Here is a 22,988-nt window from a genome sequence, read left to right as displayed (position 1 = left end):
CGTGCGGTCGCTCAAGCCCCGGGAAGTGTGTGCCGCGGATAAGGCGCGCGCCCACGTCCTCAAGGAGGACGTGGGCGCGCTTGTGGTCGTAGCCGATCTCGTGACGTAAGGCTAACGCCCGCCCGCGGCCAGCGTGAAGGTGCTGGTAACGGCCGCGTGATCGCTCGTCCACGCACTCGTGCCGACGTTCGTCACCGACGGCCAGCCGGCCACGAGGGTGTTCGAGCCGACGAGCTTCAGGCTCTTGCCGGCGTACCCGACGTAGTCGATACGGTCCTGCGGTTCGGGGTTGTTCGCCGCGTCATGGAACTTCTGGAACGGGGACCAGGTATCGCCAGGGGCGACCACGGGGTTCGGGTTGGCTTCACGGTAGGAGTCGATGAGCCCCGTATCGAAGATCGCGTCCGTCGCCGGCCAGTCCGTGGCGCCGACGCCGCAATGGGCGGAGGCGGTCGCGGTCGTCCAGTCCGTACGGGATGGCGACGCGAGGTCGCCAAGGAAGATCACCGGCGTGCGGCTCGCGTTCTTCACGTCGCCCCTGATCGCTACGGCGACGGCCTTGGCTTGAGCGTAGCGGGTTGTGCCCTTCTCACCGGCGGCCAAGGCGGACGTACTCGTCACGTGCTGGAAGCAGGCCTGGTACGGGCCGTAGTCTTCCTCGTCAAGAGCGCCATCCCAGACGCGGAGGTTCCGACCGAGAACCTCGGCCGTGACGCCCGCCGCGGGTGCCTCGCTCGTCGCGTCCACGGTGTTCGATTTCGACAGCGGGAAGGCAGACACGACGCCGAGGCCCTGACCGCCCTCATAGGCGTGCCAGCCCAGTGCTTTCGCGAGCTGCGTGGCGTACTGCCCGCCGTCCTCCTGCACGCCGATCACGTCGAAGCCGTTGCTCGCGATGATCGCGAGGTCCTTCTTCAGTGCGTCTTCGCTGTGGCTTCCGGCGTCCCAGACGTTCCACGTCGCCGTCTGGATCCGTGGAGCGTCGCCGGCGCCGAGTACCTGGATTTCGACTTTGATCGTGGATGTGGTCGTACCGTCCGTCGCCCGGACGGTGACCTCAGCGGCGTCTTGCGTGCGCTGGCGCGGTGCCGTACCCGTGACGACCCCATCCTTGCCGACCTTCAGCCAGCTGTCCCCGCTCACCTTGGTGTACGAGGTCACCGCGCCGCCGTTCCAGAGACCGGAGATCGGCTGCGAGACCTGGTCGCCGGTGAGCACCGCGGCGGCATGGAACGTGTCGGTCACGAAGCCCTTGGCCACGGTGGAGCCGGCGTTGTAGGGGACGGACGTAGGCGTCTTGCGCAGCAGCGTGCCATCCGACGGCTTTGTCGCCTGGTAGTCGTTGGCGACCTGCGCCGCTGGGACCGCCTTGTCGAAGAAGGCGAGATCGTCGACGTACGCATTCGTGAAACCGTCGCCGGTGTCCGTCTCGCTGCCGCTCAGGCCGCCGATGTTGAAGGCAAGGCCGCTGGTGAAGTTCGACGTCACCGGGATCACCTTCGTGCCTTCGACGGCGCCGTCGACGTAGATGGTCTCGAGGGCCGCGCCGCGGTCGACCACGACTGCGACGTGGTGCCATGAGCCGATGATCGAGGGCGGATTGCTCGGCGAGTCGCCCGAGCCGCCGTTGAAGCAGGACTCCAGCTGGCCGGCCGTGGCGTGGTTGAACAGCGTCAGGCCCGGGTTACCGCAGGACGTGAAGCTCTGGTTACTCATGATCGGGCCGAAGCTCGTCCGTGTCTGCTCCCAGGTCCAGAACTCGTAGGAGAAGCTCGACGAGGCGTCGGTCTGTCCGGCGAGCAGCGGCAGCTCGACGTAGTTCGCGCCGTTGCTGACGGACGCCGCGAGGCCGTCGAAGCCGGTGACGTACGCGGGCGTGCCCCTCCAGGTGCCCGTGTGGCCGCCGCCGGAGTTGTCGGCGAGGTCGCCGTTGAAGTCGTAGGACAGGGTCGGCGCCACCGTGTCGCCGGTCGCGACCAGTCTGCGCCACACGGCATAGAGCGTGATCTTGTCGCCGTCGGTGCTGGTCAGATTGCCGACCTTCTGGCCGTCGGCGTATGTGGGCTGGCCGTCGGAGGTGGTTGCCCAGCCCGCGAAGCCGTAGCCGGTGCGGGCGAAAGCGTCCGCCGTGAGCGCCGCCTGCTGGTCGTAGCTGAACGTTTCCGGCGCCATCGTGCCGCTGCTGGCGCCGTTGGCGTCGAACGCGACTGTGTAATGGATCGGCGCCGAGACCGCCTTGACGACCACGTCCTGGGTCGGCATCGTGAAGCTGCCGTCCGCGCCGATCTTCAGCCCGGCGGGCGACACTACCTGCCACGAGAAGCCGTACCCGGTCGCCGGGGTCGCGATGAGCATGACGGTCGAGCCCTCGGCGGCGAATCCGGTCAGGTCGACGGATGTCCGCACCGAGACGTGGCTGTCACCAGTGGCCGTCACGAAGTGGCTGCCGGCGGGCATCCACAGGGCGTACAGGGTCGCGCTTCCGCTTGGGGCGAGGTTCTTGACCGTGCCCTGGTTCGGGTAAACGACCGGGAAGTCCTTGGTCGTGCTCCAACCGACGAACGTGTACCCGGTGCGGGTGAACCCGCCGCTGGGCAGCGTCGTCGACTGGTCGTACGTGAGCGTCTGCGAGGGCATCGAGCCGCCGTCGGCGCCGTTGCCGTCGAAGTTCACGGTGTAGCTGTTGGGGGCGTAGTTCGCCTTCACCGTCACCGGCAGGCCCGGGTTCGGTTCAGTGAAGGTGCCATCGGCGGTGATCGCCAGCGTTGGCGGGACCTCGGGCGCCCACGAGTCGAAGTGGTAGCCGGTCGCGGGCGACGAACTGAGCGTCACGGCCCCGCCTGCCGCGGGGGCGAACGGCGTGGAGAAGCCGGTGCCGTGACCGCCGCCGTCCACCGTCACCGGGTAGTGCGTCGCCGGGTTCGTCGCTGCGTAGTCGGCCGTGATCTGGCTCGCGCTGATCGCCTGGTCGTAGAAGTTCACATCGTCGTAGAGCGCGTCGACATCGTTGCTGTAGTTGACCGCACCGCTCTGGCCGAGCACGTAGGGCAGGCCGGAGCGCAGGCTGAGGGTGCTCGCGATCTTGGTCACCGCACCCGCGACGGAACCGTCGACATACCAGGTCACCGTACCCGCCGTACGGTCGATGACGGCGGCGAGCTGATGCCAGCCGCCCACGATCGGCGGGTTGCCGAGGTCGACATGCACGGCAGTCGTGCCGTAGCAGCCGGTGACCACGCCGTTGCTGCCCGAGTCGTTGTAGTAGCCGAGGGCCGCGTCGGTACAGGATCCACCCGTCTGGTTCGCGAAGATCCAGGCGTCGCCGGTGTAGGAGTTCTCCTTGATCCAGAACTCGAAGGAGTAGCTGGCGGACGCGTCCGTCTTCCCGTCGACGAAGTCGAGCTTGACGTTGTGGCCCTTGGTGACGTGGGCCGCGGAGCCGGAGACGCCCGCGCCGTACGAAGCGGGTCCGGTCCAGTTTCCGGTGTACCCGTTGCCGCTCGCATCCGTGACCGTCGTGCCGGAGTCGCGGTTGAAGTCGTACGACAGGATCGGCTTGACCGGGTCACTGGGGTCATAGGTAAGGTCACTCGACGGTACGGCCAGCGACGCGAAGTTGGCCTTGACCGCCACCGGTACGCCTGGCGCCGTGAAGCTGCCGTCGGCGCCGACAGCCAGGCCGGCGGGCGACTGCACGGTCCACGAGTCGAAGGCGTAGCCGAGTGCGGGGGTTGCCGTGAGCTTGACGGTCTGCCCCTTGGCCGGAACCGTCGATGAGGTGGTGGCGCTGCCGTGGCCGTCGGTGGTCACGTTCACCGGGTTCACGGAGGCGTAGTCCGCCGCGATCTGATCCGCACCGATGGGCTGGTCGTAGAACGCGAAGTTGTCGATGTAGGCATTGGTGTGCCCGTCACCGTAGTCCACCGCGCTGCCGCTGAAGCCGCCGATGCTGAAGGCGAGACCGCTGTCGAACGCGGTGTTCGCGGTGATCGAACCGCTGGGGTTCTGCGCGACCCGGGCGCCGTCGACGTAGAAGGTCATCGTGTTCGCCGAGCGATCGACGACGACGGCGACGTGGTGCCAGTCGCCCGTGATGGCGGACGGGTTGACGCCGTGCGCGTATTCCTTGGTGCCGCCGGCGGTCTGGCCCCAACACGCCTCGAGTACGCCCTGCGCGGCTTGGTTGTAGAGGGTCAGGCCGGGGTCGTTGCAGGAGTTGAAGTCCTGGTTGCTGACGATGGAGCCGTAGCTCGTGCGCGATTGCTCATCGATCCAGAACTCGTACGAGAAACTCGACTTCGCATCCGTCTCGCCCGCGACGAGCGGCAGCTTGACGAAGTTCGCCGAGCCGGCGGAGTCGCCGCTCGCGCTGACGTACGCCGCCTTGCCCGAGACGCCGTCGACGTACGCCGGGGTGCCGACCCAGCTTCCGTCGTAGCCGTTGCTGGACGAGTCGACGACCGTTGTGCCCGAGTCGTTGTCGAAGTCGTAGGAGACGACCGGGGCGACCGTCACCGCGGCCGCGGCCGCGGCCGGCGCGGTGTCCCCGTGAATGGCCGCGACGGAGGCGAGGCTGGTCACTAAGAGGGCCGCCGCGGCGGCGGAAACGAGACGCCAAAAGATTGGCGGGGATGCCATGAGCTTCTCCTGAGGGTGGGGCAGGCGGGCGCGGATGTTGTCCATAGGTGGTCAGGCCGTGAGCTGAGCGACTCGGCCGGCGTAGCGGTGCTGCCAGCCGGTCCCGGTGTCAGCGGTGATGACGATGTCGTAGTAGCCCTCGGAGGTCGGCCACTTCACGGTCGTCGACGCACCCGGCTTGACGTGGATCGCCTGTGGGTCGCCGGCGTAGTCGTTGGCGACCAGGATGTACTCGACGTTCTCGATCCCGTCGTTGTGCAGTTTGATCGTAACCGTCGGTTTGGCACCCGCGTTGAGGTCGACGTCGATGCGCGGCACGCCTGCGTTGTTCTGGCCGGCGGGCAGCACTGTTCCGGCGTGGGAGCGGACGAAGCCATCCGGCCCGTACACGGTGAAGGCGTACCTGCCGTCGTAGCTCTTCGCGTCCCAGGCGTACTCGGCAGGTGCCGCGGTCGTCACGGTGTGCGGCGTGTTGGACGCGGGGGCGTAAGCATCGGGGAAGACCTGCAGGCTCACACCCTTCCCCTTCGGTCCGCCGACGAGGCTCAGCCTGGCCGTCACCGTCCCGTTGACACGGTCCTCCACGAAGGTGCCGTGCGGGTGGTACGACAATGGGCGGTGCTTCAGCGGCCTTTCGAGCTCCCACTTCTCGCCCGTGTAGGTCTCGCTGAAGTTCGCGCTCGGTGCGTTGTCGGCGATCTCGATGAGGGCGCGGGTGTCGGGCAGCGACGGGGTGTCGAGCACCGGGTGCGCGAAGTCGAGCGCGCTCGTGAGGTCGCCGCTGATCGTGCGGCGCCAGTCTGTGATCATGGTGCTCTTGGCCGGCTTGCCGAGGGACGCCGTCCACACCTCGAGGAACCGGATTATCGACGTATGGTCGAAGACCTCGGAGTTCACCCAGCCACCACGCGACCACGGCGAGACCAGCAGCAGCGGGGTGCGCGGGCCGTAGCCGATCGGGGTACCCGCGGGGTTCAGCTTGCCGCCGCTGGTGAACTCGTCCTTGGTACCGGGTTCGGGGCGCGGCGGCAGCGCGTGGTCGAAGGTGCCGTCGTTCTCGTCGAACGCCAAGACGAGCAGCGTGTGGTTCCAGATCTCGGGGTTGCTCTGGAGCGCCGTGATGACGCGGTTGGTGAAGTGGGCGCCGTGCTCGGGATTGGCTGCCGGGTGCTCGCTCCACAGGTACGGAGCGACGATCCACGAGACCTCGGGCAGCGGGAACTGCGCGCCCGGCTCGCAGGCGGCGATGAAGTCGTCGAGCACGCCGTCGAGGTTCTCGTCCGAGTCGTTGTTGGGCAGGCCGTGATCCTTGTACGGCTCCGAGGCCGCGCGCCACACGAGGCCGGTGCCCGGGGCGTTCTTCACCGGGTCGTTCCGGTTCGCGAGGTCCGTCGGGGTGGTGCCGCTCGACGTGAAGGTGGCGAAGCCGCGGATGGGGTTGTCGGTGTAGTCGCCGTACCACTCGCTGCCGTTCGTGGTGTTGTCGACGTAGTTCCGCCAGGTCACACCGGCGGCCTGCAGTTTCTCGGGGAAGGTCTCCCACGCGCGCAGGCCGTTGGACTCGCCGCCGTTGTCGGTGACGCCGTTGGAGCTGCCGGTCCAATGGTAGAGGCGGTTGGGCGTGGTCGGGCCGGCCACCGAGCAGTAGTTCTGGTCGCAGATCGTGTACGCGGTCGCGAGCGAGTACTGGTAGGGCAGCTCCTCCCCGGTCATATAGATCATGCAGGAGGTGCCCTTGGCGCCGACCCAGTTGTTGTACAGGCCGTTGTTCCAGGCGGAGATACCCGTGCCGTACCCGTGGTCGTTGCCGATGGACATGCCGCTGACCGAAAGTTGGTGCTGGGGGCTGAGCGTCGAGGTACCGTGCGGCTGCTGGAAGACGGTGGTGCCGTTCTGGAACCTCAGCGCCTGCTTGTCGTCGAGGCCACGCACGCCGGGTAGCGCGCCGTAGTACTGGTCCAAGGAGCGGTTCTCCTGCACGAGGATCACGACGTGTTTCAGATCAGCCATCGTGCCCGCGAACCCGGTGGGCAGCACGTACTCCACCGGCGCGCACGCCGCGGTGCCACCGCCAACCGCTGCGAGGCCGCCCATCATGCCAAGCGCCTTGAGCATCCCGCGACGCGAGAGCCCAGAGTTGAGAATTGAATCCGGCACGATCCGCTCGCGGACCTGATCGTACCGATCGGGAGTGACGTGGCTCGGCTCGTTGGCCATGGTGCTGGGCTCCTCGAAAGGGTGGGAGAGATTGTTGCCCCAGGTGGCTGCGGCATTGCCATGCCGCCCGCGCCGAATGGCGGGGCATTGATTCGTATGGGCACTACGCGGTTTCAGGCGGCGTGACGCCGGGATTCCGCGAGCTGAGGAAATCAGCCTCTGTGCCCATCGATGCTCCTGAGAATCGAACCTGAACACGAGATGCATCGATCACTTATTCGGTGATCTCACAAACAAGAATGTCTGGGTCCGACGAACTGTTGGCGTCGGAAGAACGCCCGTTCACCGACGCCTCTGCGGCAAGATCGATAACGCCCGGTAAACGTCCCCGGCGCCGCTGGGCATCCCGCGCCCTGAACGTCCGCGCACGCGGCGACCGGACCCTCGCGGCGTGCGATCCTCGCCATCTCCCGCAGCCCCGCCACCGGGTGATTCATGAGATGCACCGCGTGGGCCGCATAGCGGGCGAGTCGTGGGCCATGCGCCGCATCACCGGGCTGAACTAAAGGCAATCCCCGCTCTCCGCCGAAGCGGGGAAAATCAAGCGTGCACGTCCGCGTCCGGGAAAACGGTCGCTGAGGGTAACCGCGACGCGGCTCGCTCGTGAGCGAAGGGGCCCCGGCCCGCGCGGCCGCAGCCGTCAGCGGTGAGCCTCCGCCGGGTGACCGTGCCGGACGCGGCGGCACCTGATACGCCGCGAGGCTTCCGCACGACAGTGGTCGCCCGCCCGATCCAACCGAGCGACCGCGACCCGCACCCCTCCCCCACCCCCGTGATCAGCAGAGGTTCGGGATCACCCGCCAGAGCGGCACTGCGCTGTTTCGGGTACGGCGACCGCTCATTCTGCTTAACGTCGAGGGCAACGGGTCGTCTGCTCGCCTGTCGCGAGGGGCGCTCCGGTTCTCGTACGGCCGCCGAGCGCGACGGGGGGCGGCGGATCGATGGCAACTGCGGATCCGCCTCAGTTGCTCCGTCGATCCGACGTGCCCAAGCGGGTAAGCCTCCTGGAACTCCTCTACGACGTCGTCTACGTGGCCGCCTTCGCGTTGATATCGACGCGACTCGCCACGCACGTCACCTGGATAGCGGCGGCCCAGACTCTGGTCGTGCTCCTGGCGGTCTGGTGGACCTGGTCATCCACCGTGCTGCTCACCAACTTCTACAACCCCGAGCGGATGACGATCCAGGCCATCATCACGGTCACGATGCTCGGCGTGATCCTGATGGCGGTCGCGGCACCGTCCGCGTTCGCGAACCACGCCGGGATCTTCGCGGGTGCGTACGTGGGCATTCACGTCGTCAAGGGGATCCTGCTGATCAGCGCACTGCGCTACGCGGAGCAGGCACACGCACGGGCGCGGGCGGCGCGGTTCCTGTTCTGGTTCCTGGTCTCCGGGATCGGGTGGATCGCCGGCGTCTTCGTCGACGCTCCGACCCGGCTCGTGGTGTGGGCCGCCGCGGCGGCGGTCGACTGCGGCGCCGCGGCGGCACGATACCCCACGCCCTTACCCCGGCCCGGTCGGATACCAACCGGGCACTACGAAAAGGCGGGTGAGCATTTCGTCGAGCGGTACCGGCAGATAGTCATCCTGGCGATCGGCGATCTCATTCTGGCGCCGGCGTTGAGGCTCAGGGGCACCAGGTTCGACCTGGTGCGACTCGCCGTGTTCCTGGTGGCATTCGTCATCGCGCTGCTGCTGTGGCGGCTTTTCGTACACACGACGGCCGCGGTCTCGGTGGCGGCGGCGGGGCCGCGTTCGGGGCGCGGCCCCCGTCTGGCGCCCTACACCCACTTCGGCATGGTGGCCGGCGCGGTCATCACGACCGCCGGCGTCGAACTCGTCGTGAGGCGGCCAATCGGGGCCACGCCGGGCAGCTGGGTGCTGATGATTCTCGGCGGCCCGGCGCTGTTCATATTGAGCCGAACGATCTTCGAATACCTGGTGCTCGCCACGATGTCGAGAATGAAAGTGGGCGGGTTTATCGCGCTGCTCGCGGTGAGTCCGGCGATGGTCCTGCCGCCGCCCGTGTTCGTGACCCTGGTTGCCACCGCCGTCGTGCTGGGCATCGACCTGACGGAAGGACTGCGATCCGGTTGGCGGCTGCCGTGGCGGCGCCGCCACCCGCCGCAGGAGCGCGGCTGGTCGGTGACAGGTGCCGACGCGGATCGGTTGCTTCGTGATCGCCGTACGCCGACGCGGGCGACGCTGCTGGAACTGATCTTCGACCTTGTCTACGTGGCCGCGTTCGCGCTGCTGTCGATCCGACTCGCGGACCACGCCACCTGGAGCGGCGCGGGCCAGACCCTGGTGCTGCTGCTGGCGATCTGGTGGACCTGGTCGATCACCACGTTGCTCACGGACTTCTACAACCCTCAGCAGACGCCGATCCGGGCCGCCGTCACGGCCACGATGCTCGGTGCCGTCCTGATGACGATCGCGATTCCGTCGGCGTTCGCGAGGCATGCCTGGGTCTTCGCGGGCGCGTACGTGGGCATCCACGTCGTACGGGGTGGCCTGCTGGTCAGCGCGCTGCGCGGTCACCGGGCGCAGGTTCGGGCGGGACGGTTCCTCTTCTGGTTCGGGCTGTCGGGGATCGTCTGGATCGGCGGCGTCCTGGTCGGGAACCCGGCACGCGGTGTGCTCTGGGCCTGCGCCCTGGCGATCGACCTTCTCTCCGCGGCCGTCCGCTACCCCACCCCCAGGTACGGCCGGGTGCCGCTCGAACAGTATGACCGGACGAGCGAGCATATCGCCGAGCGGTACCAGCAGGTGATGATCTTGACGCTCGGCCAGCTCGTCCTGGTGGCCGCGTTGACGTTCAGCGGGATCAGGTTCGATCTGGCCCGGGCCATCGCCCTCCTGGCGGTGTTCGCCGTGATGCTGCTGCTGTGGCAGATCTACGCGTACTCGGGCGGGGTCATCTCGGTTCTGGTATCCGAGCGGAAGCCGAGCAGGGGACCCCGCGTGACGCCCTACACGCACTTCCTGATGGTCGCCGGCGTGGTGGCCACGGCTGCGGGCGGCAGACTTGTCATCACCCGGCCCACCGGGCCCGTGCCGACCGTCTGGGTGTGCGCCGTCCTCGGCGGCCCCGCCCTGTTCCTGATCGGCCGGACGATTTTCGAGTACGCGTTCGTCGGCGCGCTGTCGCGGACCCGGTTGGGCTGGTTGGTCGTGCTGGTCGCCGTGACGCCGCCGGCCACCCTCCTACCGCCCGTGTTCATCAGCGCCGTCGCGGTCGCCGTGCTGACCGGGGTGGTCGGTACGGATCACCTGCGTACCGGCGGGAGGCTGCCGCGCTGGCTCGAGCCCGTGACGCGGGAGGGATGATCGCCCTGGTCAGACATCCCGCGTCGAGGTGCCAGCGGACACGTAACCGGGCGGGCGCCTGGTCTGCGAGGACCACACGTCCGCCCGGATACCGGAGGGTCAGCTGATGATTGTGTACTGGAGGAGCCCGGAGTACGAGCCGGCCGCCGCGTTGGCCGGCACCGTCAAAGTGATGGTCGAGTCGCTGTGGGTGAACTGGCCCCGCGTGGTGCCGGAGCCGGTCGCGACGGTGAGCGGCGGGGAGAGCGTCGTGCCGGGGGTGGTGTCTGTCCCGGACCCGAAAGTACCGGCGGTGCCCGGCGTGATCACCCCGGTCGCATCGTGGCCCGGGGTGTCCACCCGGCCGGGGTCAAAGCTCAGCGCCGTCCACGGCAGCGTCGATGAACCGTCGACCATGTCCGTCGCGGAGACCGTCACCGACCACGGAGCCGAGCCGTCCAGCGTGTTCGTGTAGCTCAGGTCGCCGACGGGAACCGGCGCGGTCGCCGTGCCGGCCTGCACGCTGCCGAAGGTGACGTTCGGTTGCAGCGCCTCCAGCTGCAGCACGCCAGGAGCGCGTGTGACCGTGGCGGTGGTGTTCTGCGTCGCCGCGGAGTTGCCGACGTCAGCCGTGGTGTTGCTGATCACCTCGACCGTGTTGGAGAACGCCATGCCGACGACGATGTCGAGCTTGTTCGGGTCGCCGGATTTAGTCATCGTGCCAAACGCGACACTCGTCGGCCCGCTGTCGGGAGCTACCGCCGGGACGGTCGTCTCCTGCCAACTGCCGTCAGAGTTCTTCAGGAAGACACTGGTGCTGCCGGTGTAGTCGCTCTGTGCGGGGTTGGTGACCGCGATTCCTGGGCGCCCGCTCCCACCGAGGTTGCCGATGGCGACCTTCGCTCCGAACGGCGAGGTGTTGATGCCGTCAGCGAGGAACGTCCTGGTGAAGGTGTTGTCCGGCTGATGGAGCAGAACGGTCACGCCGCGGAACTTGACGGGGCCGCCGTTGCCGATGGCGATGTCGTCACCCGCGCCCGGGCCACCGAGGTCACCGGCGGCGATCGACATGTCGTCAAACCCAGGGTCGATCGTCGCTGGGGTGGTGAACGTCGGTTGCGCCGCGTCCCCGCTGTTCTGGAGGTAGAGCTGGAGCGTCTCGTCGCCGTTGACCACGGCGAGATCCCGCCTGTGCCCGCTGCCCTGGAAGTCGCCGATCGCGATACCTGCGGGGCCGGTGCCCTGGAAGGCGTCGCCGAGGTGGCCGTAGTCGATCGTCGTCGGCGCGAACGTGCCGTCGCCGTTGTTCATGGCCAAGGTGATCGTGCCCGAGTCGCCGGGATCGGGGACCCCGCCCGCCCCGGCGGCGTTGGTGACCGCGACGTCATTGTGACCGTCACCGTTGAGATCGCCGATGGCCAACGCGTCGGGGCGTGCCCCGACAGGCACGCGTACCGTCCGGTACCCGCCCGATCCGTCTCGAATGAGCATGACCAGGTTGCCGGTGGGCGGTGTCGGCGAAGAGGTCCCCTCGTTGAGCACCGCGATGTCTTCGCCCGGGCCGGAGCCGCCGAGGTCCCCGATCGCGATCGCGTCGACGACCGTACCGACCGAGCCGATCCTCTTCTCGGTGAAGTGACCGGAACCGTCGTTGATCAGGCCATCCACCTCCCCCGCCGCACCGTCGAGCACCGCCACGTCATGCGGACCGTTGCCGCTCAGATCCCCCACCGCGACAAATCCCGAGTCGTGGTCGAGCAGATCGCCCTGCATGGCAACGGAACTCGCCTGTGCGGCGAAGGGCGGGTTGGTGACGTCGGCCGAGGCCGCCGTGGGGAGTCCGAGCCCGGCCACCACCATGCCCAGCGACGCCGCTACGCCGCCCGCGATTCGACCCCGCCGGCTCATTCCGTTTCTCGCTTAACGCGATGTGAACACAACTGTCCAACCTCCGCTAATGCGTTTAAGGGACACGGCCATCGGCCGCTTCCCTATCTGGTAGCAACAGTGTTGCTACAGAACGCTAACAGCTCATCCTGACCAAGCCAATACAGAAAATAATTACGGCGGCCGTCTCCGTTGTCCGGCGTCGGCGCCGCATCGCCGCGCCATTTTTCCGTGCTAAGCTCCGGTTCCGCGCGGTAGCTCCATTGATGCTATTACACCCTTCAGTACAGGATGCCGGTGCGAATCGTGTTAATCCGCAGGTCCGCCCGAGTTCGTCGGTTCGTGGCGGCGTGCGGCGCTGCGCTCGCGATGGGGCTGGCGCTACTACCTGGCCTGCCCGGCCCGGCGGCCTGGGCCAAGGACCCGACCCCGAGTCCGAGCAGTTCGTCTGCCCCGGCTCTGCCCTTCGGCGTGCAAGCCGGGCTCTACGGCCTGACCACGTTGCCCGGCGGGCACTTCAGCTACTCGCTCAAGGCCGGCGCTCGTGTCGACGATTCGGCAATCATCTACAACCAGAGCGCCGGGCCGCTCACCTTCCAGGTGTACGGCGCGGACGTGTCGATGGCACGGGGCGGCGGCCTCGCCCCAGCCCAGCAGACACAGCACATGACGCAGGTCGGCGCCTGGCTCATGCTGCACACTCCGGCATCCGTTACAGTCCCGGCGCACGGTCAGACGACGATCGGGTTCTCGCTGGCCGTGCCCCCGGGCACGCCACCGGGCACCTACGTAGGAGCATTCGTCACTTCCCTTCGTGGCGCCCATGTCGACAACGGACTGAGCACGGAGACCCGGATCGCTCGACTGGTCCAGCTCACCGTGCCTGGCAGGGCCGACCTGGAGTTGAGCCTGTCCACCCTGCAGAGCCGGCGCGCCGGCTCCGGCGAAACCTTCACCGTCACCGTGCACAACACGGGGAATGTCCTGTTCGCCATGGATGGCAAGCTGCGCGTGTCGGGTGGCAAACCGTCCTCCGTGACCCTGGCACCCGCGGGGCTCTACGTCATCCCCGGCGGTACCGCCACCCTCAGAGGGACGCTGTCCGGCCTGCCGCGGCTCGGCCGACGCGGCGTCACCGCGGAGATCACGGCCACGGTACCCAACGGTCCGAAACGGGTGGTACGGAGCAACACCGTCCGGCTGTCATTCTTCCCTTGGGTCGCGACGGGCTCCGTGGCGGTCGTCGTGGTCGGTGCCATCGTCGCTCTGGTGCTCACCCGGCGGCGTTGGCGATCCTGGCTGGTCCGCCGACGCCAGGAAAGGGTTGCGGTCAGGGCGCTTCGCGCGCAAATGCGCAGCGGCACGGCGCCGCCCACGGCACCGTCTGACCCTGGCGAGGGTTCCGAATCGCCGTGAGAGCGTCCCCGACCTCCGGCCTGCCGTGGCCAGCCCAAGCCAGGCATCCAGCCCGTTCCGACGTGGTGACCTCGACGGCCCCTGTCAGCCTGCGAGCCGGGCCATCCAGATCTCCCGACTGGGCCATTGCCGGGCGAAGTCGGTCGGAACCGCCAGGAACAAGAATCCGGGCGGCCTCGGGAATCCACAGGTACGGATCGCACCACAACGCGGCACCGTACTCGCTGATCGCGAAGCCGAACGCATCGTCCTCGTAGGGGACTGCCTCAGCAATGCCCAGGACAAGGGGGAATTCGATGCCGAACTCTATCTGCATGGTGCGAGCAGTAGCGAGCTGCTTCTCCGAGACGTCGATCTCGACCGGGTAGGCCCCCGCCCTGGCAAGGCAGCCCCCACCTGATCAAGATGAAATGGGCCGGCTATGGGAAACTCCGGGCGGACGGGCGGCGCGGGCCGGACAACCGCGATTCGATGATCGCGACGGCGCGGTGTCGACCATGCATCGCTGAGGACAGGGACGGCGGCACCCGGGCGTGAAGGAGAGAAGTCAGTGACGATGTCGATCGATGTATCGGAGGAGGCGGCGAGCGTGATCCGGGTAACGGTCGCCGGGGAACTCACCACGGTGACCGTGAACGGCCTACGCACTGCCGTGGCCGGGGCGATAGGCGGTCGCCCGCGGGCGGTGATCGTTGACCTCGACCGGGTAACCTTCCTCGACTCCTCCGGGATCGGGAGCCTGATCGCCGGCCGGCATCTCGCAGACGCTCACGCTCTGGAGTACCGCGTCGTCAACGCTCGCGACCACGTCCGGTGGGTGCTGAACGTCTCCGGCGTGTGGTCATACCTTGCTGGCGACGACCCGGACTGAGGTCGCCGTTCACCTGTGGTGGTGGGTCGACCGCGGGGCGGACGTGCCCGATCTGGCCCGGCTCGCCGGTCAGCAGCGGACGACCGCCGCCGACCGCGGCCCAAGTTCGACGGCGCTGCGGATCAGGACCAACTCCGGACCGGTGGCCAGCAGTACCTCGCGGGGCCACGCGTCCAGCCCGATGCGGCAGTTGCGCTCGGCGAAGTTGGCCAGCACCACGTACGCCCCACGCCGGATCATCAGGAACCGGTCGCCGTGGCGCACCTCGACCCGGTCCAGCCGCGGGTCCGACAGGCCCGGGTGCGCCTTGCGCAGTGCGATCAGCCGCCGGTAGAACGCCAGCATCTCGGCGTGGCATGGCCGACCCAACTCCGACCAGTCCAGCTTGGAACGGGCGAAGGTCTGCGGGTCCTGCGGATCCGGCACGTCCACGTCTGCCCAGCCGTGCCCGGCGAACTCCGCCCGCCGGCCGCCGGCCACGGCAGCGGCCAGCTCGGGCTCGGGGTGGCTGGTGAAAAACTGCCACGGCGTGCCGGCCGCCCACTCCTCACCCATGAACAGCATCGGAGTGAACGGGCTGGTCATCAGCAGCGTCGCGGCCACCCGCAGCAGCGGATCGGGCACCGAAGCGGACAGCCGGTCGCCGGCAGCCCGGTTGCCGACCTGGTCGTGGTTCTGCAGATACGCGACGAAGCGGTGCCCGGCGGAGCGCCGCCGGTCGACCGGTCGGCCGTGCGTGCGGGCGCGGAACGACGACCAGGTTCCGGCGTGGAAGTAGGCGGAGCCCAACACGTCGGACAGGCATTCCACGGAGCCGAAGTCGCCGTAGTAGCCCTGCCGCTCCCCGGTGACCAGCGCGTGCAGGGCATGGTGCACGTCGTCGTCCCACTGGGCGTGCAGTCCATACCCGTGCGCCTCCCGCGGGGTGATCAGGCGCGGATCGTTGAGGTCGGACTCGGCGATCAGCGACAGCGGTCGGCCCAGATGGGTGGACAGCGACTCCACCTCCACGGCCAGCTCCTCCAGCAGGTGCGTGGCGCGATGATCGACGAGCGCGTGCACCGCGTCCAGCCGCAGGCCGTCCACGTGGTAGTCACGCAGCCACATCAGCACGCTGTCGATCACATACCGGCGCACCTCGTCGGAGTGGGGTCCGTCGAGGTTGAGCGAACGCCCCCAGGTGTTGCTGCTGGCGGCCAGGTACGGGCCGAACCGCGGCGCGTATGCCCCGGAAGGGCCGAAATGGTTGTAGACGACGTCGAGGACCACCCCCAGACCGCGCCGGTGGCACGCGTCGATCAGCCGTTTGAGGCCGTCGGGGCCACCGTAGGGTTCGTGCGGCGCGTACCAGCAGACACCGTCGTACCCCCAGTTGTGCTCGCCGTTGAACGCGTTGACCGGCAGCAGCTCCACGAGGTCGACGCCGAGGTCCACGAGGTGATCCAGCCGGCCGATCGCGGCGTCGAAGGTGCCTTCCGGCGTGAAGGTGCCGATGTGCAGCTCGTAGAGCACGGCGCCGGGCAGCTGCCGGCCGGTCCACGCGTGGTCGGTCCAGCCGAACGCGCCGTGATCGTAGAGCCGGCTGGGCCCGTGCACGCCCTGCGGCTGCCATCGTGAGCACGGGTCGGGCAGCGGGGATTCGTCGTCGTCCAGCAGGTACGCGTAATCGGTGCCCGGCCCGGCGTGCGCAACCTCGGCGCGCCACCAACCGCCGTCGCCCCTGGTCATGGGCTGGGGCGAGCCGGCCAGACTCAGCCGCACCCGGTCGGAGTCCGGCGCCCAGACGGTGAATGTGGTCATGTCTCCACCAGAAGTGCGACGGGATAGGTGGACAGGAGGTCGGCGACGCGCAGCCGTGGCGGCGCGAACGACCCCCCGGTCAGTATGTCGGTCACCCGGGGTCCGTGCAGCGCGAGCGTGGTGTCATCCCATCCACCGGCGGCGCCCAGGGTGCGGGGCAGCCGGGTGGCGACGGCCACCACCCCGCCCCGATCGAATGCGATCACATGACCGGCCGCGGCTCCCGTCGCCCGCACCGGCCGGTACCCGGAAAACAGCTGCGGTCGGTCCCGCCGCAGCCGCAGCACCCGGCTGACCAGCAGCAGCTTCGCCGCGCCCGTCCCGTCCACCGGCGGCAGCCAGCCCTCGTCGAGCCGGGTCAGCAGGGTGCGGCGCGCGGCGAAGTCCACCGGGCGCCGGTTGTCGGGATCGACCAGCGAGTTGTCCCACAGCTCGGTGCCCTGGTACGTGTCCGGCACCCCGGGCATGGTCAGCTGCACCAGCTTCTGCCCCAGCGCGTTGCTCCACCCGTCGGAAGCGATCGAGGCCGCGAAGTCCGCCACCTCGCCGGCCCGTACCGGGTCGTCGAAGCAGGCGTCGACCAGCGCCCGTACCGCGTCCTCGAACGCCGGCTGCGGGGCGTCCCACCGGGTGTGTGTGGCCGCCTCGCGGGCCGCCTTGCGGGCGTAGTCGCGCAGTCGCTCGCGCTCGATCGGCCAGGCGCCGACGACGGTCTGCCACAGCAGGTCGGCGAGGTCCGGATCGGGCAGCGGCGCGGCCGCCGACCAGGAGGCCACCCGGGCGCGCCACTGCGCGGGCATCTCCGACAGCACCGCCAGCCTGGCGCGGACATCCTCCGAGCGCTTCGTGTCGTGCGTGGACAGCGTCGTCATCGTGGCCGGCCAGTGCTCCTGCCGCGCGGTGGCCGCCCGGTGGAACTCCTCGACGGTCATCCCGAACCGTTGCGGCGAGCCGCCGACCTCGTTCAGCGCGACGAACCGGTTCCACCGGTACCCGGCGGTGTCCTCCACGCCCTTGGCCATCACCGCACCCGTCAGCTGCTGAAAGCGCAGCGCGAGCTCGTCGCCCGGATCGGACAGCCGCGGCCACAACGCGTCCAGGGCAGGGCGCACCGTCGGGTCGGCCGCGTCCCGAGCGTCCCGCAGCCGCCCGGCACCGGCCGGCAGGTACGAGCGGTAGACCGGGAAGCGGGCGGCCAGCTCGACCAGCGCCGGGGCGGCATCCGGTACCTCGGGCGCCAACCGGGCGATCCGGGCCACCTCGGCGGCCAGCAGGGTCGTCGCGACCTCGCGCTTGCCCAGGTACGCGGCCCGCTGCCAGGGCTGTTCGGCCGGAAAGTCCGCCTCCGCAGCCGGATCCACGAACAGGCCGGACACCTCGCCGAGCGCGTCGTAGCCGGTGGTGCCGGCCACCGGCCAGTCGAGCGGGAGCCGTTCGCCGACTCCCAGGATCTTCTCCACCAGCAGCCACGCGTCCGGAGCGCGCTCGGCGAGCCGGCGCAGGTATCCGGCGGGGTCGCGCAGCCCGTCCGGGTGGTCGACGCGCAGGCCATCCACCGCACCGGCGGCATACCAGCGCAGGATCTCCGCGTGCGTGGCGTCGAACACCGCCGGGTCCTCGACCCGCACCGCGGCCAGCTCGGAGACGGCGAAGAACCGCCGGTAGTTCAGTTCGCTGTTGCCGCGCCGCCAGTTGACCAGCCGGTAGTGCTGCCGTTCATGCACCTGCCGCGGGTCGCCGCCACCGGTGCCCGGCGCCAGCGGGTACCGGTGGTCGTGGTAGCGCAGTTCGTCGCCGATCACTCGCAGGGCATCCAGGGCGTCGGGCTCGTCGCCGAGTACCGGCAGGATCAGCGGCCGGTCCCAGTCGATGTCGAACCACGCCGCGTACGGCGAGTCGCGGCCCTCGCGCAACACGCTCCACCAGGCCGGGTTGGCCTCGGGCACGGCCACTCCCAGATGGTTGGGCACGATGTCGAGCACCAGCCCCATCCCGGCGGCCCGCAGCCGTTGGACCAGCCGGTCGAGGGCCCGCGGGCCACCGAGCTGCGGGTTGATCCGGGTCGGATCGACGACGTCGTAGCCATGCGCCGAGCCGGGTGCGGCGCCCAGCAGCGGCGCGCTGTAGAGGTGCGTGACGCCCAGCGCGGCCAGGTAGTCCACCAGCTCGGCGGCCGCCGTGAGGTCGAGGTCCGGCCGGATCTGCAGCCGGTAGGTGCTCGCCGGTACCACCTAGACCACCCGGCTCAGCACGATCAGCGACCGCTGCGCCACCGGGATGCGTGCGCCGGCGGCAACGGTGACCGTTTCGCCGCCCGAGGCCTGGCCGGTGGGCTGCGTCGTGTCGATGACCACCTGCCACTTGTCGCCGTACTCGGCGGGCGGCAGCACGAACTCCAGCATGATCTCCGAGCCGTTGAACAGCAGCAGGAACGAGTCGTCGGCGTAGCGCTCACCGATCGGGCTGCGGTCGGAGATGCCCTCGCCGTTGAGGAACAGCCCGATCGACCGGCCGAAATCGACGTGCCAGTCCTCCTCGGTCATCAGCCGAGCGTCGAAGGTGAACCATTCCATGTCCGGCAGCGGTGTGCCCTCGGCGCGGCGCGCCGGTAGGCCGGTGAAGAAACGGCGCCGTTGGAACACCCGATGACCGCCGCGCAGCTCGATCAGGCGGCGGGTGAACTCCAGCAGCGGCTCGTCGGCGCCGTCCCAGTCCATCCAGGACAGTTCGCTGTCCTGGCAGTAGGCGTTGTTGTTGCCGTGCTGCGTGCGGCCCAGCTCATCGCCATGAGCGATCATCGGTACGCCCTGGGACAGCAGCAGGGTGGCCAGAAAGTTGCGTCGCTGCAAGGCCCGCAGCGCCAGCACGCCGCCGTCGTCGGTAGGCCCCTCCGCACCGCAGTTCCACGACCGGTTGTAACTCTCACCGTCCCGGTTGTCCTCGCCGTTGGCCTCATTGTGCTTCTCGTTGAAGGAGACCAGATCCGACAGGGTGAACCCGTCGTGCGCCGTGACGAAGTTGATGCTGGCCATGGGGCGGCGTCCGTCATCCTGGTAGAGGTCGGCGGAGCCGCAGATCCGGCTGGCGAACTCGGCCAGAGTCGACGGTTCGCCGCGCCAGAAGTCGCGCACCGTGTCCCGGTACCGGCCGTTCCACTCCGTCCACAGCGGCGGGAAGTTACCCACCTGGTACCCGCCGGGCCCCAGATCCCACGGCTCCGCGATCAGCTTCACCTCGCTGATCACCGGATCCTGCTGCACCACCTCGAAGAACGTGGCCAGCCGATCCACCTCGTAGAAGTCGCGTGCCAGGCTGGCGGCCAGATCGAACCGGAACCCGTCGACGTGCATCTCCTGCACCCAGTACCGCAACGAGTCCATGATCAGCTGAAGCGTCTGCGGGCTGCCCGCGTTGACGCTGTTGCCACAGCCCGTCGTGTCGTAGTACTGGCTCGGGTCCTCCGCGACCAACCGGTAGTACTGCCGATTGTCGATGCCGCGCAGGCTCAGCGTGGCACCCAGGTGGTTACCCTCGGCGGTGTGGTTGTAGACCACATCCAGCAATACCTCGATGCCGGCCGCGTGCAGCGCCCGCACCATCGAACGGAACTCCTGGACCTGCTGGCCGGGTTGGGCCTGGGCCGCGTAGCCCGAGTACGGCGCGAAGAAGCCGATGGTGTTGTAGCCCCAGTAGTTGGACAGGCCCAGCTTGACCAGCCGCTCGTCGTGAACGAAGTGGTGCACCGGCATCAGCTCGATCGCGGTGACCCCCAGCCGTCGCAGATGGTCCACCATCGCCGGGTGGCCGATGCCCGCGTAGGTGCCGCGCAGATTCGGCGGGATGCCCGGGTGGCGCATGGTCAGCCCCTTGACGTGCGCCTCGTAGATGACCGAGTGGTGGTAGGGGGTGTTGGGGCGCCGGTCGTCGGCCCAGTCGAAGTACGGGTTGACGACCACGCTCTTGGGCAGGAACGGCGCCGAATCGTCGGTCGACATCCGATCCGGGGCGTCCCAGTCGTAGCCGTACAGGGCACGGTCCCAGCGCACGTCCCCGTCGATCGCCCTGGCGTACGGGTCGATCAGCAGCTTGTTCGGGTTGCAGCGCAGCCCTCGCCCCGGAACGTACGGCCCGTGCACCCGGAACCCGTACCGCTGCCCGGGCCCGACCGCGGGCAGGAATCCGTGCCAGACGAACGCATCCACCTCATACAGCTCGTGGCGCCGCTCACCACCGTCCTCGTCGAACAGGCACAGCTCCACACCCTCGGCCGCCTCGGAGAAAATCGCGAAGTTCGTACCCGTTCCGTCGTAGGTCGCACCCAGCGGAGACCGCTGCCCCGGCCACAACTCCATCTCAGCTCCAGTCCCGTGCTCTGGGCCAAGCAAGTGCCCGTCCGGGGCGCAAACTAATCCCGCCCTCGGCGGTTGGTACGACCGCGGCCGAACTCCCCCTCGTCACCGGTGTTGCCGCGGTTTCCGATGATGCCTAACCGGCCAGCCGCTTGGCCGCGTCGTACCCGAAGTGTAGGAAGTCGGCGCCCGCGACGGCGCTGGCAACGCCCATCGCGAACCGGGTCAGCCTCGGCGCGAGCACCAACCCGGCCGCCAGACCGCTGGCCACCCACACCGCCGTGCAGAACGGACAGGTCAGCAGCTCACCCAGGGCATGGCGGGCGCGACCGTGATCGGGGGCGCTTCAGCCGGCGAGTTGGTTGATCCGCTCGGTGACGAAGGTCTGCTCGGCGGCCGTCAGCGGAAGTCGCAACGCGGTCCGGTAGGCGTCGATCGCTTCGGGAGCGCGGGCGAGTCGGCGCAGCAGATCAGCTCGGGCGATGTGCAGGTGCGGCCAGTCGCGCAACTGCGGGTGGCCGCGCAGCCTGTCGAGGATTTCCAGTCCGGTGGAGGGGTTGTCGCTCATCGCGACGGCGATCGCCCGGTTGGCCTCCACGACGGGATTGGGCTCGTAGCGCAGCAGTTCTCCGTAGAGCAGTACGATCTGCCGCCAGTCCGTGTCCTCAGCGCGAGGGGCCGTGGAGTGACAAGCGGCGATGGCGGCGTGGAGTTGGTAGGGTCCGGGCCGCCCGCTGCGCAGGGCCTGTTCCAGCAGCCGCTCCCCCTCACGGATCATGTTCTTGTTCCACCGCGTACGGTCCTGGTCCTCGAGCAGCACCAGGCGTCCGACGTCGTCGGTGCGGGCAACTCGCCTCGCGTCGACAAGCAGCAGGAGCGCGACCAGGCCGGCGACTTCCGGTTCGGCCGGCAGCAGGCGGGCCAGGCCCCGGGCCAGGTCGATGCCCAGGTCACAGAGTTGTCCGCGCACCAGCTGGGTCCCGGTGCTGGCCTTGTGTCCCTCGGTGAAGACGAGGTAGATGACGCGCAAGACTCCTGCCAGGCGCTCACCCAGCAACTCCGGCTCGGGTACCCGCAGCCGGATACCGGTATCGCGAATCTTGCGTTTGGCCCGGGTCAACCGCTTGGCCATGGTCGCCTCGGGCACCAGGAACAGCGCCGCGATCTCCGTACTGGACAGCCCGCACAGCGACCGCAGCGTCAGCGCCACCTGACTCGGCAGGTCCAGGGCCGGGTGAGCGCACATGAAGATGAGCCCGAGTTGGTCATGGTCCGTCATCGGGTCGGCCGACGACGAGCTGCCAGGCGCCGGCCCCACGGTTATGGCCGCGGCGGACTCCTTCTCGCGGCGGCGCACGTCACGTCGAATCGTGTCCAACGCCTTGTGCCGTGCCACACCGATCAACCAGGCCCGCGGGTTGGCTGGCGCCCCCTGCGCCGGCCACTGCACGGCCGCGGCCAGGTACGCCTCCTGCACCGCGTCCTCGGCGGTGGCGAGGTCACCCACCAAGCGGGTCACGCTCGCCACCGCCGGCCACCAGTGGGCGCGGAAATGCTGCTCGATCAGGCCGGCATCGACACGGGAACAACCGGACGAATCTCCACCCAACCGCTCGACGCCGCGGGGATCGTCGACGCCCACTTCAACGCCTCATCAAGATCGGCACACTCCAGCAGCGTATAGCCACCGACCTGCTCCTTGATCTCCGCGGCCGGACCGTCCGTAACCAAGGTACGGCCCCCACGCACCCGAACCGTGGTCGCGGACGCGACCGGCTGCAGCGGCGCGCAGTCCAACAGCACTCCCGCGGCCGCCATCGCCGCATTCGCCTCGGCGTAGGCCGCGAATGTGTCCGCGTACTCCTGACTCGCCTGATCCACGGGCGCCCCGCTCGGCGAGTGCAGCAGCAACAGATACTTCATGATCCACCTTTCCTGTCCGTCGGCGTCCACCACCGACTTCACTGGTAGTCGTTCGAATCAAACCGGAAAGGACGGGAACTCAAGAAAATTTTCCCACCCGGCAAAGGCGGCTCCACCTGACTCGAGCTGGGTCAGGCTCCGACCAAGCGGCGCCCCGCCCCGCGCGGCGTAACTCCCACCCAGGAGAAGGTCTTTCGGCAGCGTCGCCGGAGATTCCATCCAACACGAGACAAGCCGGGAGGAGGCAGAATGACGAACCTACCGGTTCGGCGTGTCATCACCGACGTGCTCGGGGTGGCCTACCACGAGGCAGGACCCGCCGACGGACAGCCGATCATCCTCCTGCACGGATACCCGTACGACATTCACAGCTACGTCGAGGTAGCGCCCCTGCTGGCAAAGTCCGGATACCGGGTGCCGGTGGCCGGCCGCTTTTCGACCCCTTTCTGCGCCGCCTGGCCGGGCTGCGATCGTGCCACCAGCAAAGAAAGTAGCCGAGATGAGGGTTTCCCCGGAGAAACCCCGGAACTATCACCTCAGGGTACTCTCTCGGGTGATACCCCGGTTTAGAGTGCT

The 22,988-nt window shown here is 68.7% G+C and carries 12 protein-coding genes and 2 pseudogenes; 4 read left to right on the top strand and 10 right to left on the bottom strand.

The features are described from left to right. Positions 1–111 precede the first annotated feature (111 nt). Positions 112–4,638, bottom strand: coding sequence for a LamG-like jellyroll fold domain-containing protein (locus ABEA87_RS05980; RefSeq protein ID WP_345626814.1), 4,527 nt, complete (start codon positions 4,636–4,638; stop codon positions 112–114). Positions 4,639–4,689: 51 nt separating this feature from the next. Then, the gene (locus tag ABEA87_RS05975; protein ID WP_345626812.1) at positions 4,690–6,855 is read right to left on the bottom strand and encodes an alkaline phosphatase family protein; all 2,166 of its coding nucleotides are present in this window, start codon (positions 6,853–6,855) and stop codon (positions 4,690–4,692) included. Between the two features lie 983 nt (positions 6,856–7,838). Between ABEA87_RS05975 and ABEA87_RS05970 the strand changes: the two genes are divergently transcribed. Beyond that, entirely contained in the window at positions 7,839–10,187 is a 2,349-nt protein-coding gene (locus ABEA87_RS05970) for a low temperature requirement protein A (protein ID WP_345626810.1), read from the top strand. A 99-nt stretch (positions 10,188–10,286) separates the two neighbouring features. Here ABEA87_RS05970 and ABEA87_RS05965 read toward each other — a convergent pair whose 3' ends face one another. Continuing rightward, positions 10,287–12,074 carry an FG-GAP-like repeat-containing protein gene (locus tag ABEA87_RS05965; protein ID WP_345626808.1) on the bottom strand — a complete coding sequence of 596 codons (1,788 nt, stop codon included), beginning with the start codon at positions 12,072–12,074 and terminating at the stop codon, positions 10,287–10,289. Positions 12,075–12,350: 276 nt separating this feature from the next. Here ABEA87_RS05965 and ABEA87_RS05960 point away from each other — a divergent pair, with 276 nt between their 5' ends. Further along, on the top strand, positions 12,351–13,469 hold the full coding sequence (locus tag ABEA87_RS05960) for a COG1470 family protein (RefSeq protein ID WP_345626806.1): 1,119 nt from the start codon (positions 12,351–12,353) through the stop codon (positions 13,467–13,469). Here the strand turns inward: ABEA87_RS05960 and ABEA87_RS42560 are convergent. Continuing rightward, positions 13,384–13,842 (bottom strand): annotated as a pseudogene (locus ABEA87_RS42560) (class I SAM-dependent methyltransferase); the annotation flags it as partial. The gene ABEA87_RS05960 and the pseudogene ABEA87_RS42560 overlap by 86 nt on opposite strands. A 183-nt stretch (positions 13,843–14,025) precedes the next feature. On the opposite strand from ABEA87_RS42560, the gene ABEA87_RS05955 reads away from it, so the two are divergent. After that, a complete protein-coding gene (locus ABEA87_RS05955) occupies positions 14,026–14,340 on the top strand; it encodes an STAS domain-containing protein (protein ID WP_345626804.1) in 315 nt (104 codons plus the stop codon). 69 nt (positions 14,341–14,409) lie between these two features. Here ABEA87_RS05955 and treZ read toward each other — a convergent pair whose 3' ends face one another. The 6 genes and pseudogenes from treZ to ABEA87_RS05925 all read right to left on the bottom strand — a co-directional run bounded on the left by treZ (position 14,410) and on the right by ABEA87_RS05925 (position 22,454). After that, complete coding sequence (gene treZ, locus ABEA87_RS05950) at positions 14,410–16,140, bottom strand: malto-oligosyltrehalose trehalohydrolase (protein ID WP_345626803.1); 1,731 nt, start codon at positions 16,138–16,140, stop codon at positions 14,410–14,412. Continuing rightward, positions 16,137–18,371 (bottom strand): malto-oligosyltrehalose synthase, encoded by a 2,235-nt coding sequence (gene treY / locus ABEA87_RS05945; protein WP_345626802.1) that lies wholly within the window; start codon positions 18,369–18,371, stop codon positions 16,137–16,139. Before treY ends, treZ begins: the two co-directional genes overlap by 4 nt. Beyond that, on the bottom strand, positions 18,372–20,492 hold the full coding sequence (glgX, locus tag ABEA87_RS05940; protein WP_345626800.1) for a glycogen debranching protein GlgX: 2,121 nt from the start codon (positions 20,490–20,492) through the stop codon (positions 18,372–18,374). 133 nt (positions 20,493–20,625) lie between these two features. Further along, positions 20,626–20,811 (bottom strand): annotated as a pseudogene (locus tag ABEA87_RS05935) (DUF1360 domain-containing protein); the annotation flags it as partial. A gap of 24 nt (positions 20,812–20,835) precedes the next feature. After that, positions 20,836–22,098, bottom strand: coding sequence for an RNA polymerase sigma factor (locus ABEA87_RS05930; RefSeq protein ID WP_345627351.1), 1,263 nt, complete (start codon positions 22,096–22,098; stop codon positions 20,836–20,838). Then, the gene (locus tag ABEA87_RS05925; protein WP_345626798.1) at positions 22,053–22,454 is read right to left on the bottom strand and encodes a YciI family protein; all 402 of its coding nucleotides are present in this window, start codon (positions 22,452–22,454) and stop codon (positions 22,053–22,055) included. The genes ABEA87_RS05930 and ABEA87_RS05925 overlap by 46 nt, the downstream gene beginning before the upstream one ends. Positions 22,455–22,661: 207 nt before the next feature. On the opposite strand from ABEA87_RS05925, the gene ABEA87_RS05920 reads away from it, so the two are divergent. Then, on the top strand, positions 22,662–22,982 hold the full coding sequence (locus ABEA87_RS05920) for an alpha/beta hydrolase (protein ID WP_345626796.1): 321 nt from the start codon (positions 22,662–22,664) through the stop codon (positions 22,980–22,982). Positions 22,983–22,988: the final 6 nt, after the last annotated feature.

Origin of the sequence: Rugosimonospora acidiphila (assembly GCF_039543385.1) — a bacterium.
Classification (GTDB): domain Bacteria; phylum Actinomycetota; class Actinomycetes; order Mycobacteriales; family Micromonosporaceae; genus Rugosimonospora; species Rugosimonospora acidiphila.
Note: the sequence above shows the minus strand (reverse complement) of the source record. Positions and strands in the feature narration are given on the sequence as shown.